Below are 14470 nucleotides of genomic sequence, written 5' to 3' on the forward strand. Positions count from 1 at the left end.
GCTGGATTCCAGGCCGATGACACTGCGCCCTACCGAGTACACATGAGTCAACCCTTGCCGCAGCGGGTTTCAGTCCCGACACCGGCCCACCCACGGGCCGGCTACCGGGCACGGCATGATATCGATACATTGGATTGGCCAGCTGGTTTCGTACCGAGAATGAGGCCGCCATGGGATTCATGTCACCGGAGCTCCCGGACGTAGATCACGACACTTGGCCCGGCTTGCCCCGGGCGACGCGACTGCAGGTTGTGACCCGGCACTGGGTGGAACACGGCTTCGGAACACCGTATGCGGTGTATCTGCTTTACCTGTTCAAGATCGCGGTATACGTCGCCGCCCCCGCCGTGATCATCTCGCTGACCCCCGGGCTGGGCGGGCTGGGTCGCATCGCCGACTGGTGGACGCAGCCGATCGTGTACCAGAAGGTCATCGTCTTCACGCTGTTGTTCGAGGTGCTGGGCCTTGGTTGCGGATCCGGCCCGCTCACCGGACGGTTCTGGCCACCCATCGGTGGGTTCCTTTATTGGTTGCGCCCCAACACGATTCGTCTGCCTGCCTGGCCGGACAAGGTTCCGTTCACCCGCGGCGACACCCGCAGCGTTGTCGACGTCGCTCTCTACGCTGTCGCGCTAATCGGTGGGGTGTGGGCGCTGTTGTCACCGGGCCATGGCGGGTCGGTGACCGCCGGTGATGTCGGTCTGATCAACCCGATGCTAGTAGTGCCGACGATCGTCGCGCTGGGGTTGTTGGGGCTGCGCGACAAAACCGTCTTCCTGGCCGCCCGCGGCGAACACTATTGGCTGAAACTGTTCGTGTTCTTCTTCCCCTTCGTCGATCAGATCGCGGCCTTCAAGATCATCATGCTCGCCTTGTGGTGGGGGGCGGCGACCTCCAAGCTGAACCATCATTTCCCGTACGTCGTGTCGGTGATGACCAGCAACAACGCGCTGCTGCGCAGCAGGCTGTTCAACCCGATCAAGCACCTGCTCTACCTGGACCCGGTGAACGACCTGCGGCCCTCCTGGTTACCCAAGCTCATGGCGCATGTCGGCGGCACCACGGCGGAGTTCCTGGTCCCGACGATCCTGGTGTTCGTCGCCGGCGACCAACCCTGGCGATGGTTCCTCATCGGGTTCATGGTGATCTTCCACCTCAACATCCTGTCCAACCTTCCGATGGGCGTCCCGTTGGAATGGAACGTGTTCTTCATCTTTTCGCTGTTCTACCTATTCGGTCACTACGGCGCGATCCAGGTCACCGACCTTCGGTCACCGCTGCTGTTGGCCATCGTGCTTGTCGCGGTTGCCGTTGCGATCGCGGGAAACCTTGTGCCCGAAAAGATTTCGTTCCTGCCGGCCATGCGCTACTACGCCGGCAATTGGGCCACCAGCGTGTGGTGTTTCGGTACGGGCGCCGAGGAGAAACTGGAAGCCAACGTCGTCAAAAGCTCTGCGCTGGTGGTCAATCAGCTGGCCAAGCTCTACGACGCGCCGACTGCCGAAATCATGGCCGACAAGACCGCCGCGTTCCGGGCGATGCACACCCACGGCAGGGCGCTCAATGGGTTGCTGCCCCGCGCGCTCGACGACGAGGCCAACTACCGGGTTCGTGAGGGCGAGATCGTTGCCGGGCCCCTGATCGGGTGGAACTTCGGCGAAGGCCACCTGCATAACGAACAGCTGGTGGCGGCGGTGCAGCGGCGCTGCAATTTCGAAGAAGGCGAGGTCCGCGTCATCATCCTGGAAGGTCAGCCGATCCAGGTTCAAAAGCAGTGGTACCGCATCGTCGACGCCAAGTCCGGATTGATCGAGGCGGGTTACGTCACCGTCGAGGACATGCTGAGCCGCCAGCCGTGGCCCGAGCCCGGCGATGAGTTCCCGGTCCATGTCACGACGCAACGCTCCACACGATGACGTCCGCGGTCGTCGTCGGTGCCGGGCCCAACGGCCTGGCCGCGGCGATCCACCTCGCCCGTCACGGAATCGAGGTACACGTGCTGGAGGCCCGCGACACGATCGGCGGGGGAGCGCGCTCCGGTGAGCTCACCGTGCCCGGGGTCATCCACGATCACTGCTCGGCGTTTCACCCGCTTGGCGTCGGATCACCGTTCTGGAAGGAGATCGACCTCGGGCGCTACGGCCTGACCTGGCGGTGGCCGGAGATCGACTGCGCGCACCCGCTCGACGATGGCACCGCCGGCGTGCTGTATCAGTCGATCGCGCAGACCGTGGCCGGCATGGGACCGGACGGCACCCGGTGGCGTAGCGCGGTGGGCGATCTCGCCGCCGGGTTCGATGAGCTGGCCCAGGACTTGCTTCGCCCGGTGCTCAACGTCCCCCGCCACCCGATCCGCCTGGCCCGCTTCGGTCCGCGCGCGGTGCTACCGGCCACTGCCATGGCGCGTTGGTTTCGGACCGAGCAGACACGGGCACTGTTCGGTGGTGCGGCCGCGCACGTCTACAGCCGGCTGGACCGGCCGCTGACCGCATCGCTCGGGTTGATGATCCTGGCCAGCGGCCACCGCTACGGCTGGCCCGTCGCGCAAGGCGGATCCGGGTCGATCGCAACGGCGCTGGGCGCCGCCCTAACCGCCCATGGCGGCAAGGTCAGCACCGGCGTCACGGTCACCGGCCGCAATGACCTTCCCGACGCGGACATCGTCATGCTCGACCTCAGCCCGGCCGCGGTCCTGCAGATCTACGGCGACGTCATGCCGACCTGGATCAAGCGGTCCTATCGGCGCTACCGGCAGGGGGCGTCGGCGTTCAAGGTCGACTTCGCCATCGAGGGTGATATTGAATGGACCAACCTCGACTGCAGGCGTGCCGGTACGGTTCATCTGGGCGGCACCTTCTCCGAGGTCGCCGATGCGGAATGTCAACGCGCCCAAGGAAAGATGCCGCAGCGCCCCTTCGTCCTCGTCGGGCAGCAGTACCTGGCAGATCCATCCCGCTGCGCGGGCAACGTCAACCCGATATGGGCCTACGCGCACGTGCCGTTCGGCTACGCCGGCGACGCCACCGCCGCCGTCGTCGACCAGATCGAGCGGTTCGCCCCGGGATTCCGCGACCGGATTACCGCGACGGTCAGCACGTCCACCTCTGAGCTACGGGCCTATAACCGCAACTTCATCGGCGGAGACATCATCGGCGGCGCCAATGACCGGCTGCAGGTCATCTTCCGTCCGCGGGTTGCCCTCGATCCGTATGCGATAGGTGTGCCGGGGGTTTATCTGTGTTCGCAGTCCGCGCCGCCGGGCGCCGGGATCCACGGCCTGTGCGGCTATCACGCCGCCGAATCGGCGCTGAAGTGGCTGCGCCAGCGACGCGGTCGCTGAACCCACCGTCGGTCGCGTCTTACCCGGGGGCCCCGCAAACCTGGCAGAGCATCGGCCTCAGCGTGTACCCGCGGGCGGAGCGGCCGCCGCAGGACCGGGCGGAACCGGCTGACCGGGTACCGGCCCGCCAGCCGGCGGGGGATTACCCGGCGCATCCTTGGCCCCAGACATGCCAATGAGTGGAGCACTGGCCACAGGATCCACGGGAGCACCGGCCAGGATCGGGCCAAGCGCGATCAGCGGAGCACCCGCCGGCACCACCGGTGCAACCGCTGGCACGGGTGCAATGGCTGGCACGGGTGCGCCCCCTGGCACGGGTGCAATGGCTGGCACGGGTGCGCCCCCTGGCACGGGTGCAATGGCTGGCACGGGTGCAATGGCTGGCACGGGTGCACCCCCTGGCACCGGTACAACCGCTGGCAACGGCCCCGGCGCAACAAAAGGAACACCAGCCATGTCGGTGAGTGCAGCACTGCACATATCCGCGGCTGCCGCACCACCGCCGGCTGCCGGCCCGCCGGCCGCTGCCGGCGCGTCGCCCGCCATTCCCTGGATGCACGCGTAGCCGCCAGTTATCAGCGGGGCGGCCGCCGCGTCCGGGCTCAACGCGATAGCAGCTCCGCACAACCCAGCGCTGGCAATTACTTTGATCTTGAACCGATCGACGATCGCCATCAGCGTCGACTCTCCTCTATTCGCGCTCAAATATTTCCGCAATCAATTAATGCAGCAGAACCGCATGGCCGTATCGAGGTCTTTCGGTCTTTTCGAGGGCCGGCCCAATTGTTAGCAGCCCACGTGGATCTCGAGCCGCGCCGCACCGCACCGTTTCCAAATGGTGACGTCACGACGGTGTCACAAGTCAGCACAACCTCCGCGGACACCCAACCGACCTGCACGGATGTGTTTGCGTTGGTGGTGCGGCCCGCCGGTGCAACTGCGCCCAGTGGCCACCCTACGGGCTGACATGGGCATGCCGGGGCCGCTGGCGAGCGGGATGGCCAGGATGCGGTGGGCGGGGCATGTCGCAACCCCCACTCGCGGACGGCGGCATGTGTCACTGATCTAGGCTGACGGCGAGCGGTTTGCAGCCGAAAGAGACGACCCCAATCGAAATCGAGGAGAAACAAGTGACGGTCCGAGTAGGCATCAACGGATTTGGTCGAATCGGACGCAACTTCTACCGGGCCTTGTTGGCGCAACAGGCGCAGGGCCCGGGCAGTTCTGGGGCCGAGGTGGAGGTGGTCGCCGCCAACGACATCACCGACAACAGCACGCTGGCGCATCTGCTGAAATTCGACTCGATTCTGGGTCGGCTGCCCCACGATGTCAGCCTCGAAGGTGACGACACCATCGTCGTCGGCAGCGCGAAAATCAAGGCGCTTGCGGTGCGGGAGGGGCCGGCGGCATTGCCGTGGGGCGACCTTGGCGTCGACGTCGTCGTCGAATCCACCGGCCTGTTCACCAACGCGGCCAAAGCCAAAGGCCACCTGGAGGCCGGCGCGAAGAAGGTGATTATCTCCGCGCCCGCCACCGACGAGGACATCACCATCGTCCTGGGCGTCAACGACGACAAGTACGACGGCAGCCAGAACATCATCTCGAATGCGTCGTGCACCACGAACTGCCTTGCGCCGCTGGCCAAAGTGCTCGACGACGAGTTCGGTGTAGTCAGGGGCCTGATGACCACCATCCACGCCTACACCCAGGATCAGAACCTGCAGGACGGGCCGCACAAAGATCTGCGTCGCGCCCGCGCCGCCGCGCTGAACATCGTGCCGACCTCCACGGGCGCGGCCAAGGCCATCGGCCTGGTGATGCCCCAGCTGAAGGGCAAGCTCGACGGCTACGCGCTACGGGTGCCGATCCCCACCGGCTCGGTCACCGACCTGACCGCCGACTTGTCCAAACGGGCCAGCGTCGACGAGATCAACGCGGCGTTCCAAGCCGCCGCCGAGGGCAGGCTCAAGGGCATTCTGAAGTACTACGACGCACCGATCGTCTCGAGCGATATCGTCACCGACCCGCACAGCTCGATTTTCGACTCTGGCCTGACCAAAGTCATCGACGACCAAGCCAAGGTGGTGTCGTGGTACGACAACGAGTGGGGCTATTCCAACCGCCTCGTTGATCTGGTCGCGCTGGTCGGCAAGTCGCTCTAGCCGTGAGCATTCCAAACCTCAAAGATCTGCTCGCCGAAGGTGTTTCGGGTCGCGGCGTGCTGGTGCGCTCCGATCTGAATGTGCCGCTCGACGAGGATGGCATCATTACCGACGCGGGTCGTATCATCGCGTCGGCGCCGACGTTGAAGGCGCTGCTGGAGGCCGGCGCCAAGGTCGTGGTCGCCGCGCACCTGGGTCGTCCGAAGGACGGTCCCGACCCGAAGCTGTCGCTGGAGCCGGTCGCCGCGGCGCTAGGTGAGCAAATCGGCCGGCATGTGCAGTTGGCGAGCGATGTTGTCGGCACCGACGCGTTGGCCCGTGCCGAAGGGCTCACCGAAGGCGACATCCTGCTGTTGGAGAACATCCGCTTCGACAAACGCGAAACCAGCAAGGACGACCACGACCGACTGACCCTGGCCAAACAACTGGTCGAATTAGTCGGAACGGGAGGCGCTTTCGTCTCCGACGGATTCGGGGTGGTCCACCGCAAGCAAGCCTCGGTTTACGATGTCGCAACCCTGCTGCCGCACTACGCGGGTACGCTGGTGGCCGACGAGTTACGAGTACTGCAGCAGTTGACCAGCTCGACCCAGCGGCCCTACGCGGTGGTGCTCGGCGGATCGAAGGTGTCCGACAAGCTGGGTGTGATCGAGTCGCTGGCGACGAAGGCCGACAGCATTGTGATTGGTGGCGGAATGTGTTTCACATTCCTCGCCGCACAGGGATTTTCGGTCGGCAAGTCGCTGTTGGAAGACGACATGATTGAAACCTGTCGCAGGCTGCTGGAAACCTATCACGATGTGCTGCGACTGCCGGTGGATCTGGTGGTGACCGAGAAGTTCGCCGCCGACTCACCGCCCCGGACGGTCGATGCCGGCGCCGTTCCGAACGACCTGATGGGCCTGGATATCGGGCCGGGATCGATCAAGCGGTTCGGCACGCTGCTGTCCAACGCCAGGACCATCTTCTGGAACGGCCCGATGGGCGTGTTCGAGTTCCCGGCGTACGAGGCGGGCACCAGAGGAGTCGCCGAGGCGATCGTCACCGCGACCGGTAAAGGTGCTTTCAGTGTGGTCGGCGGCGGCGACTCCGCGGCTGCGGTGCGGGCGATGGGCATCCCCGAGGGCGCCTTCTCGCACATATCCACCGGCGGTGGTGCGTCGCTGGAATACCTTGAGGGCAAGACACTTCCCGGCATCGAGGTACTGAGCCGTGCGCAGCCAGACGGAGGAGATTCGTGAGCCGAAAGCCGCTGATAGCCGGCAACTGGAAGATGAACCTCAATCACTTCGAGGCGATCGCGCTGGTGCAAAAGATCGCATTCTCCTTGCCGGACAAGTACTACGACAGGGTGGACGTCGCGGTCATCCCACCGTTCACCGACCTGCGCAGCGTGCAAACCCTGGTCGACGGGGACAAACTGCGATTGACCTATGGCGCGCAGGACTTGTCACAACACGACTCCGGCGCCTACACGGGTGACATCAGCGGAGCATTTTTGGCCAAGCTGGGTTGTCGCTACGTCGTCGTCGGTCACTCCGAGCGGCGCACCTATCACAACGAGGATGACGCGCTGGTGGCCGCAAAAGCCGCCGCCGCGCTCAAGCACGGCCTGACGCCGATTGTCTGCATTGGTGAGCACCTCGACGTCCGTGAGGCGGGAAATCACGTGGCCCACAACGTCGAACAGCTGCGCGGGTCGCTGGCTGGGCTGTCTGCCGAACAGATTGGCGGCGTCGTCATCGCCTACGAACCGGTCTGGGCGATCGGAACCGGGCGGGTGGCCAGCGCTGCCGACGCCGCGGAGGTGTGTTCGGCGATCCGAACGGAGTTGGGCTCGCTGGCCTCGGTGCAGATTGCCGACAATGTGCGGGTGCTCTACGGTGGCTCGGTGAACGCCAAAAACGTCGGCGACATCGTGGCCCAGGCCGACGTCGATGGTGGCCTGGTCGGCGGGGCGTCGCTGGACGGCGAGCAGTTTGCCACACTGGCCGCGATCGCGGCCGGTGGTCCGTTACCGTAGGGGATCGCGGGCTCGCTACGCCCGCAAGCCTTCGAGTAAGGCCATAAATGCGTGTTCGACCTCGTCTTTGGTCCGGTCTTTGTCGGTCGCATCGGCAATTTGCAGGGCGGACTCGGTTAGCGCGGCCAGCAGCAGATGTGAAAGCGGCGGCAACGGTACGCGCCGAATCACCCCGGCGTCCATGCCCCGTTCGAGAGCCCCGACCACCAGGCCAAGCCCGTAGCGCATGTCGATCTGACGCCATTCGCCCCACCCGAGCACTGACGGGCCGTCAATCGCGATGATCTGCAGCGCGTCCGGTTTAGTCGCCGCGTCAAGGAACGCGTCGAAGCCGACAACCAACACGTCCCACGGGTCGGTGACCTTGTCCATGGCGGCCCCGACGTCGGCGACCAGTCCGGCTTCGACGGTTTCGAGTACGGTCTGGAACAGATCTTTCTTGTTGTCGAAGTGGTAGTAGAGAGCGCCGCGGGTGACTCGGGCGCGGGTGACGATGTCCTCGATCGAGACGTCACGGTAGCCGCGCCGCGAGAATAGGGAACGGCCGGCGTCGACGAGGGCTCGACGCGTCGCGTCCGTGTGGTCCGAGCGCCTGCTGCGTTCTCGGTTCGCGGTGGCCGCCGGTGGGGATGTCATGGCCGGCCTCGGATGGCTGTCAACCAGCCGAGCCAGGTCGACGGATGCTTGAGGACCTTGATCAACAGTGGGAACGAGTCGAAATAGCTCACCCGTTCCACGGCCTTGTCGTCGCGCAGCAGGAACCGATCGATGACCGGCCACTCGACCACCTCGTTCCCGAGCCGCGCCATCAGCCGGAACTCGATGAACACCACATCGCCTGCTTGGCTCCACCGGTCGACTTCCCCGTGCAGGTCAGGCAGCAAACCCAGAATCCGGTTGAACGCCCGCTGGGCCGCCGCCAGGCCATGCGCCGGTGGTGACAGCGGCTGTACCAGTCGCACGTCGGGATGCAGGTGATTGGCCAGTCCACCTGGCGACGGCGCCTTCCAGAAGTCGGCGAACCCCTCGACGAATCCGTTGGATGCGCTCATTCGTCTCCTCTGTGGGCAATGCTTGTCCAAACATACTGCTAGTATGTAGCATACTTGTAGTATGTTGCTGGGCAAGCCCAGTGTAGCGAATCCAGTTGCGGGTTAATAGTTTTCGGCGATCGGGTTCTGAATGGATCAATCGAGGTAGGCCATGCTGGAAATGGCGAAGGTAGCTGCGATTCAGATTGCGACAACGAGTGGCCGGCTCGATGACAACCTTTCGCATGTTCGGGCCCTGACCGGGGAGGCGTTGGCGGCCGGAGCGGACATCATTGCCCTTCCGGAATTCTTCACGGGCGCTCTTGCGCCGTCGGACGACGCATTTTCGGTCGCGCTCCCGGCGGGCCGAAACCGGGCGACCGATTTCCTACTGGAGGTTGCGACGGAGCATCGCAAATACATCGGTGGCTCGCTGCTCGTCGCGGAGGGAAACAACCTGTTCAATCGCTACTTCATGGCCACCCCGTCGGGACAGCTGTACGCGCACGACAAGGATCTGCCGACGATGTGGGAGAACTGCTTCTACACCGGGGGTAACGACGATGGCGTCTTCGAGACCGACCTCGGCGGCATTGGTGCGGCGGTCTGCTGGGAACTCATCCGCGCGCAGACGCTGTCCAGGATGGCTGGTCGGGTCCGGATGGTGATCACCGGCACGCACTGGTGGGACCTGCCGAGCAATTGGCCGGCCGTGCCCTACCTGCTGCGATCGCCCGCGCGTGCCAACCGGAAGCTCAGCGAAGGCGCACCGGTGGAGTTCGCGCGGCGGCTCGGCGTTCCTGTGCTTCAGGCCAGCCACTGTGGGACCTTGGCCGGTGATTTCTACCTCGCCCCAACCTGGAATGCCCGGCTGCCGTATCGGACGGCCTTCGTCGGGGCCACCCAGATCGTGGACGGGTGGGGTCGGGTGGTGGCGCAACGAAACACCCAAGAAGGGCCCGGCGTGGTGGTCGGCGACGTGCCGTTGGGGCGCGTTGCAACAGCGGAATCGGTGGCCGTGCCCGATCGATTCTGGATCCCCAAACTGCCTCTGCTGCACCGCCTCTATTGGACGCACCAGAACTGGGCGTGCAAGGGGATGTATCAGCGCGTCGGTCGAACCAAAGGACTGGACGCGGCCGCGGTCAACGCGATGACGAGCATCTGATGCCCGGCCCGGTCGCCGCGCCTACGGTGCGAGCCGCGAGATTGCGTCGTGGACGGCCGCGATGCGGCGGCTCAGGTGCCCGGCGGGAACGTCGATGAGCCGGTAGCCGAACGCACGGTAGCTGTCCTCGTGGATCTGTTCGAACTTCAGCGCGTCCTGGAAGCCGATCCGACGGGCCGCGGTCGGCTCGCAGAAGCCGAGGTTTCGGATGAAGAAGACCTGCCGCTCGTATACGCGCTCGGTGGTGATCCGTTCCAGCTCGGCCGACAGGGCAGGGGAGACGGGAAGGCCCAGGTGTACGGCCAAGGCGTGGGTGCACACCGGCGACCGATCGAAGACCAGAATGCCGGTGGTCGGCAGGTTGGGTGCGATCTGGCGCTGACGCTGCACGGTGACAATGTCGTCGACGAAGGATGCGCGATTCCATGGTTCCCGCTCGCCGTGCGCCTGTCGGTGCGTGATGACATCGGTGGCGGCTTCTCCGACGACGGAATGTCCCAACGCATCGAGGCCCCGCAGAATTGACGTCTTACCCGCGCCCGGTGTGCCGGTGAGGATGTAGCGGCGCATGATCGAGATCCTTCGGTGCCGACGATGGGCAGGTTGGTTGGTGGTGGGTGCTCGGTCAGATCCCGAGCAGGTCGGCCAGCACCCGTGCCTCGTTCATGACGACGTGTGCGCCGGAGGTGTCGCCGTGTGCAGCCACATCCAGCGCTGTCTCTATGCGGCGTGCGATACCCCAGGCCTGCATCCGTTCGACATTCCCGTCCAAAGCGTCGGCCACCAGTGCGAAACGTTCGGTGAGCACTGAGTGCGGGTCAGCGTGCGTGAACGGGTCGTCAATCTGCTCCAACAGTGGCCACGGGTCGTAATCGGGGTCACCGATCATCGGCTTGGCATCGATGGCAAGCCACGGCCGCCGGGAGGCGGCGACCACGTTGCCCGGGTTGAAGTCACCGTGCACCACGACGGTGTGCGAGGCACTGGCCGGCAGCTCGCGGAGCAGGCGGATGCCGTGCGCCACCAGGCCAGGATCGAAGCCGGGTCTGCATCGGTGCATGCGCTGCTCAACTAGATCCGCCCACTCGGCGGTGACATCTCCTAGCCGCTCGAGCCTGGTCAGCTCAGGTACCGGTGCTCGCCACAGTTCGCGCAGGAGCCCCGCACCAAACAGCAGCCGTCGTGCGGCGCTGAGCTGGTGCGCCGATCCGAGCGGGTGGCCGGGTTCGCAGCGCTCGAGCAGCAGGGCGTGATGGTCGCGGTCTTCGCGCAGCAGGCGCACGGCACCGTTGCCGTCCCACAGCCGCAGCGCCTCCGCCTCGCCGGCCGCCTCCCGATGCGGCCAGCCGACCTTCAGCACCACCGGGAGCCCGTCCGGTAACCTCGCCGGCGCCACCCATGAGCAGCTGCCGCCGCGAAACGGAGGCTCCAGCCATAGTTGCCACCGCGACTGCAGCCGAGCCACGACGTGAGGCAGCCGTTCTAGCCACCCTCGCCCGGAGCAAGTTCCGCTGAGCGTGCCCATGATCGGCAGCGTGGAGGGAAACAGCTCGGCCGTCACGGCTCGGGTTCCTCGGGCGCGTCGACGGCAATTGATCCGCGTCAGCGGTACTTGATTAACAGGGCAACACCGACGATGGACACCAGCCAGATGCCGGTGATGAACAGCGTCAACCGGTCCAGGTTCTTCTCCACCACCGTCGACCCGGACAGACTTGACTGCACACCCCCGCCGAACAGCGTCGACAGGCCGCCACCCTTGGCGCGGTGCAGCAGCACCAGCAACACCACCAGCACGCTGGTGATCACCAGGGTGATCTGCAGGGCCAATTCCATGACCGGCAGCCTACCGAACGCCCGCCCGACATGAGGCGCCGAGTGCGCCGTTCGCCGATACTGGGACGTATGGGTGAGGTTTCCGATGCCGCGCTGGAACCGATCGGCGACGTCCACCGGACCCGGATCGGTCGCGAGGCGACCGAACCGATGCGCGCCGACATCAGGCTCCTGGGTGCCATCCTCGGCGACACCGTGCGCGAACAGAATGGTGACGAGGTCTTCGACCTCGTCGAGCGGGCGCGGGTGGAATCCTTCCGGGTGCGACGCTCCGAGATCGACCGCGCCGAGATGGCCCGCATGTTCGAGGGCATCGACATTCACCAGGCGCTCCCGATCATCCGCGCATTCAGCCATTTCGCGCTGCTGGCCAACGTGGCCGAAGACATCCACCGGGAGCGCCGCCGCGCTATCCACGTCGCCGCCGGCGAGGCGCCGCAGGACAGCAGTCTGGCCGCCACCTACCGGAAACTCGATGCAGCCCAATTGGATTCGGCAACGGTTGCCGGGGCCCTGAGCGGCGCGCTGGTATCTCCGGTGATCACCGCCCATCCGACCGAGACCCGGCGCCGCACCATTTTCGAGGCGCAGCACCGGATAACCCAGCTAATGCGGCTGCACGCGGAGGGGCACACCGAAACCGACGACGGCCGCAGTATCGAACTTGAGTTGCGCCGCCAAGTTTTGCGGCTGTGGCAGACCGCGCTTATCCGGTTGGCTCGTTTGCAGATTTCCGACGAGATTGACGTCGGGCTGCGGTATTACCAGGCCGCGCTCTTCGAGGTGATCCCGCAGGTGAACGCCGAAGCTCGCGACGCGTTGCGTACCCGCTGGCCGGGTGCCGACCTGCTTTCCGAGCCGATTCTGCGCCCGGGCTCCTGGATCGGCGGTGACCGCGACGGAAACCCGAATGTCACCGCCGACGTGGTGCGGCGGGCCACCGGCAGTGCCGGATTCACCGCGTTGGCGCACTACTTGGCCGAACTGACGGCACTCGCGCAGGAATTGTCGATGTCGGCGAGGCTAATCACCGTTACCACCGACCTGGCCACGTTGGCCGATGCCTGCCCGGAGGGCGCTCGCCGCGACGAGCCATACCGGCGAGCGTTGCTGGTTGTTCGCGGTCGACTCACCGCAACCGCCGCCCAGATCCTGGACCAGCAACCGCAGCACGCACTTGACCTGGGCTTGCCGCCGTATGCCAGGCCGGCCGAACTGCGGGCCGACCTCGACACCATCGATGCGTCAATGCGCACACACGGCGCGGCGCTGTTGGCTGACGACCGTCTGGCCCGGCTGCGCGAAGCTGTGCACGTCTTCGGTTTCCATCTGTCCGGCCTGGATATGCGACAAAACTCCGACGTGCACGAGGAGGTAGTCAGCGAGTTGTTCGAGTGGGCGGGGGTGCACCCGAATTACCGCTCGTTGCCCGAAGACGAGCGGGTCAAGCTGCTGGCCGCCGAACTCAGCACCCGACGGCCCCTGGTCGGCGACCGCACTCGGCTCTCCGACCTGGCCCGCAGCGAGCTGGATGTCCTGGCGGCCGCGGCCTACGCGGTCGGAACGTATGGTCGCGCCGCGGTGCCCAACTACATCATCTCGATGTGCCAATCGGTGTCCGACGTATTGGAGGCCGCGATCCTGCTGAAAGAGGTCGGCCTGCTGGACGCCTCTGGAGCGGAACCATATTGTCCAGTCGGCATCTCCCCGCTGTTCGAGACGATCGACGATTTGCACAACGGCGCGACGATCCTGCAAGCGATGCTCGATCTGCCGCTCTACCGGGCGCTGGTTACGGCGCGAGGTGGATGCCAAGAGGTAATGCTCGGCTACTCCGACTCCAACAAAGACGGCGGGTACCTGGCCGCCAATTGGGCGGTCTATCGCGCCGAGCTGGCCCTGGTGGAAACGGCCCGCAAGACCGGAATCCGATTGCGGCTGTTCCATGGGCGCGGCGGTACCGTGGGCCGCGGCGGCGGGCCCAGCTACCAGGCCATCCTGGCGCAGCCACCGGGAGCGGTGAGTGGCTCGTTGCGGCTGACCGAGCAAGGCGAAGTGATCGCTGCCAAATACGCCGAACCGCAGCTGGCTCGACGCAATCTGGAGAGCCTGCTGGCGGCCACCCTGGAGTCGACATTGCTGGACGTGGAGGGCTTGGGTGACGCGGCGGCGCCCGCGTACGCGGTGCTCGACGAGGTGGCGGCCCTGGCGCAGCGCGCCTACGCCGAATTGGTACACGAGACAACGGGTTTCGTCGAGTACTTCAAGGCGTCCACTCCGGTCAGTGAGATCGGGTCGCTGAATATCGGCAGTCGGCCGACGTCACGCAAACCCACTGCATCGATCGCCGACCTGCGCGCCATCCCGTGGGTGCTTGCGTGGAGCCAATCGCGGGTGATGCTGCCCGGGTGGTACGGCACCGGCTCGGCGTTCGAGCAGTGGATCGCGGCGGGTCCGGAGAGCGAGGCCGACCGGCTGGCCGTCCTGCACGACCTGTATCAGCGATGGCCGTTCTTCCGCAGCGTGCTGTCCAATATGGCGCAGGTGCTGGCCAAGAGCGATCTGGGTCTGGCGGCGCGCTACGCCGAGCTGGTGGCCGATGAATCATTGCGGAACCGGGTGTTCGGCATGATCATCGATGAGCACCAGCGAACGATCGCGACGTACAAGAAGATCACCGGCCAGGATGACTTGCTTGCCGACAACCCCGCGCTGGCGCGCTCGGTGTTCAACCGCTTCCCGTATCTGGAGCCGCTGAACCACTTGCAGGCGGAGCTGCTGCGCCGCTACCGCTCAGGCGAGGACGATGAATTGGTGCAGCGCGGCATCCTGCTGACGATGAATGGGCTAGCCAGCGCGCTGCGCAACAGCGGGTAGTTGGGTTGGACCGTTACCCGCCTACCGGGCTCA

General features: G+C 65.5%; 13 protein-coding genes. 7 read left to right on the forward strand and 6 right to left on the reverse strand.

Annotated features, from left to right (window positions below; translation table 11 throughout):
* Positions 1–170: 170 nt before the first annotated feature.
* Both AADZ55_RS09780 and AADZ55_RS09785 read left to right on the forward strand, forming a co-directional pair.
* The gene (locus tag AADZ55_RS09780; protein ID WP_085325221.1) at positions 171–1916 is read left to right on the forward strand and encodes a DUF3556 domain-containing protein; all 1746 of its coding nucleotides are present in this window, start codon (positions 171–173) and stop codon (positions 1914–1916) included.
* Positions 1913–3340 carry a phytoene desaturase family protein gene (locus tag AADZ55_RS09785; RefSeq protein WP_085325161.1) on the forward strand — a complete coding sequence of 476 codons (1428 nt, stop codon included), beginning with the start codon at positions 1913–1915 and terminating at the stop codon, positions 3338–3340. Before AADZ55_RS09780 ends, AADZ55_RS09785 begins: the two co-directional genes overlap by 4 nt.
* Positions 3341–3397: 57 nt before the next feature.
* On the opposite strand, the gene AADZ55_RS09790 is transcribed toward AADZ55_RS09785, so the two are convergent.
* Positions 3398–4015 carry a hypothetical protein gene (locus tag AADZ55_RS09790; protein ID WP_242670156.1) on the reverse strand — a complete coding sequence of 206 codons (618 nt, stop codon included), beginning with the start codon at positions 4013–4015 and terminating at the stop codon, positions 3398–3400.
* A 455-nt stretch (positions 4016–4470) separates the two neighbouring features.
* Between AADZ55_RS09790 and gap the strand changes: the two genes are divergently transcribed.
* The 3 genes from gap to tpiA are packed head-to-tail and all read left to right on the forward strand — an operon-like array spanning position 4471 to position 7525.
* Positions 4471–5502 carry a type I glyceraldehyde-3-phosphate dehydrogenase gene (gene gap, locus AADZ55_RS09795; RefSeq protein ID WP_085325220.1) on the forward strand — a complete coding sequence of 344 codons (1032 nt, stop codon included), beginning with the start codon at positions 4471–4473 and terminating at the stop codon, positions 5500–5502.
* Positions 5503–5504: 2 nt separating this feature from the next.
* Positions 5505–6743: a phosphoglycerate kinase gene (locus AADZ55_RS09800; protein ID WP_085325159.1), complete on the forward strand. Its 1239-nt coding sequence runs from the start codon at positions 5505–5507 to the stop codon at positions 6741–6743.
* On the forward strand, positions 6740–7525 hold the full coding sequence (tpiA, locus tag AADZ55_RS09805) for a triose-phosphate isomerase (protein ID WP_085325158.1): 786 nt from the start codon (positions 6740–6742) through the stop codon (positions 7523–7525). The genes AADZ55_RS09800 and tpiA overlap by 4 nt, the downstream gene beginning before the upstream one ends.
* A gap of 15 nt (positions 7526–7540) precedes the next feature.
* Here the strand turns inward: tpiA and AADZ55_RS09810 are convergent, their stop codons facing one another.
* Together AADZ55_RS09810 and AADZ55_RS09815 are read right to left on the reverse strand one after the other, a co-directional pair.
* Positions 7541–8161, reverse strand: coding sequence for a TetR/AcrR family transcriptional regulator (locus AADZ55_RS09810; RefSeq protein WP_085325157.1), 621 nt, complete (start codon positions 8159–8161; stop codon positions 7541–7543).
* Positions 8158–8577 carry a nuclear transport factor 2 family protein gene (locus AADZ55_RS09815; protein WP_085325156.1) on the reverse strand — a complete coding sequence of 140 codons (420 nt, stop codon included), beginning with the start codon at positions 8575–8577 and terminating at the stop codon, positions 8158–8160. The genes AADZ55_RS09810 and AADZ55_RS09815 overlap by 4 nt, the downstream gene beginning before the upstream one ends.
* Before the next feature lie 151 nt (positions 8578–8728).
* Here AADZ55_RS09815 and AADZ55_RS09820 point away from each other — a divergent pair, with 151 nt between their 5' ends.
* Positions 8729–9724, forward strand: coding sequence for a carbon-nitrogen hydrolase family protein (locus AADZ55_RS09820; RefSeq protein ID WP_242670155.1), 996 nt, complete (start codon positions 8729–8731; stop codon positions 9722–9724).
* A 21-nt stretch (positions 9725–9745) separates the two neighbouring features.
* On the opposite strand, the gene AADZ55_RS09825 is transcribed toward AADZ55_RS09820, so the two are convergent.
* The 3 genes from AADZ55_RS09825 to secG are packed head-to-tail and all read right to left on the reverse strand — an operon-like array spanning position 9746 to position 11560.
* Positions 9746–10294 (reverse strand): ATP-binding protein, encoded by a 549-nt coding sequence (locus AADZ55_RS09825; protein WP_165759378.1) that lies wholly within the window; start codon positions 10292–10294, stop codon positions 9746–9748.
* A gap of 55 nt (positions 10295–10349) precedes the next feature.
* Positions 10350–11285, reverse strand: a complete 936-nt coding sequence (locus AADZ55_RS09830) for an aminoglycoside phosphotransferase family protein (protein ID WP_207569090.1) — start codon at positions 11283–11285, stop codon at positions 10350–10352.
* Positions 11286–11326: 41 nt separating this feature from the next.
* Positions 11327–11560, reverse strand: a complete 234-nt coding sequence (secG, locus tag AADZ55_RS09835) for a preprotein translocase subunit SecG (RefSeq protein ID WP_011739926.1) — start codon at positions 11558–11560, stop codon at positions 11327–11329.
* A gap of 69 nt (positions 11561–11629) precedes the next feature.
* On the opposite strand from secG, the gene ppc reads away from it, so the two are divergent.
* On the forward strand, positions 11630–14437 hold the full coding sequence (gene ppc, locus AADZ55_RS09840) for a phosphoenolpyruvate carboxylase (RefSeq protein WP_085325154.1): 2808 nt from the start codon (positions 11630–11632) through the stop codon (positions 14435–14437).
* The last annotated feature ends 33 nt before the right edge of the window (positions 14438–14470 follow it).

Source organism: Mycobacterium decipiens (assembly GCF_963853665.1).
Lineage (GTDB): Bacteria > Actinomycetota > Actinomycetes > Mycobacteriales > Mycobacteriaceae > Mycobacterium > Mycobacterium decipiens.

Excerpts from the sequence above, each read along its gene's own strand:
- AADZ55_RS09820 (WP_242670155.1), top strand. The coding sequence starts at position 8,729 with ATGCTGGAAATGGCGAAGGTAGCTGCGATTCAGATTGCGACAACGAGT.
- AADZ55_RS09825 (WP_165759378.1), bottom strand. The coding sequence starts at position 10,294 with ATGCGCCGCTACATCCTCACCGGCACACCGGGCGCGGGTAAGACGTCA.
- secG (WP_011739926.1), bottom strand. The coding sequence starts at position 11,560 with ATGGAATTGGCCCTGCAGATCACCCTGGTGATCACCAGCGTGCTGGTG.
- AADZ55_RS09810 (WP_085325157.1), bottom strand. The coding sequence starts at position 8,161 with ATGACATCCCCACCGGCGGCCACCGCGAACCGAGAACGCAGCAGGCGC.
- AADZ55_RS09785 (WP_085325161.1), top strand. The coding sequence starts at position 1,913 with ATGACGTCCGCGGTCGTCGTCGGTGCCGGGCCCAACGGCCTGGCCGCG.
- AADZ55_RS09780 (WP_085325221.1), top strand. The coding sequence starts at position 171 with ATGGGATTCATGTCACCGGAGCTCCCGGACGTAGATCACGACACTTGG.
- AADZ55_RS09815 (WP_085325156.1), bottom strand. The coding sequence starts at position 8,577 with ATGAGCGCATCCAACGGATTCGTCGAGGGGTTCGCCGACTTCTGGAAG.
- ppc (WP_085325154.1), top strand. The coding sequence starts at position 11,630 with ATGGGTGAGGTTTCCGATGCCGCGCTGGAACCGATCGGCGACGTCCAC.
- AADZ55_RS09790 (WP_242670156.1), bottom strand. The coding sequence starts at position 4,015 with ATGGCGATCGTCGATCGGTTCAAGATCAAAGTAATTGCCAGCGCTGGG.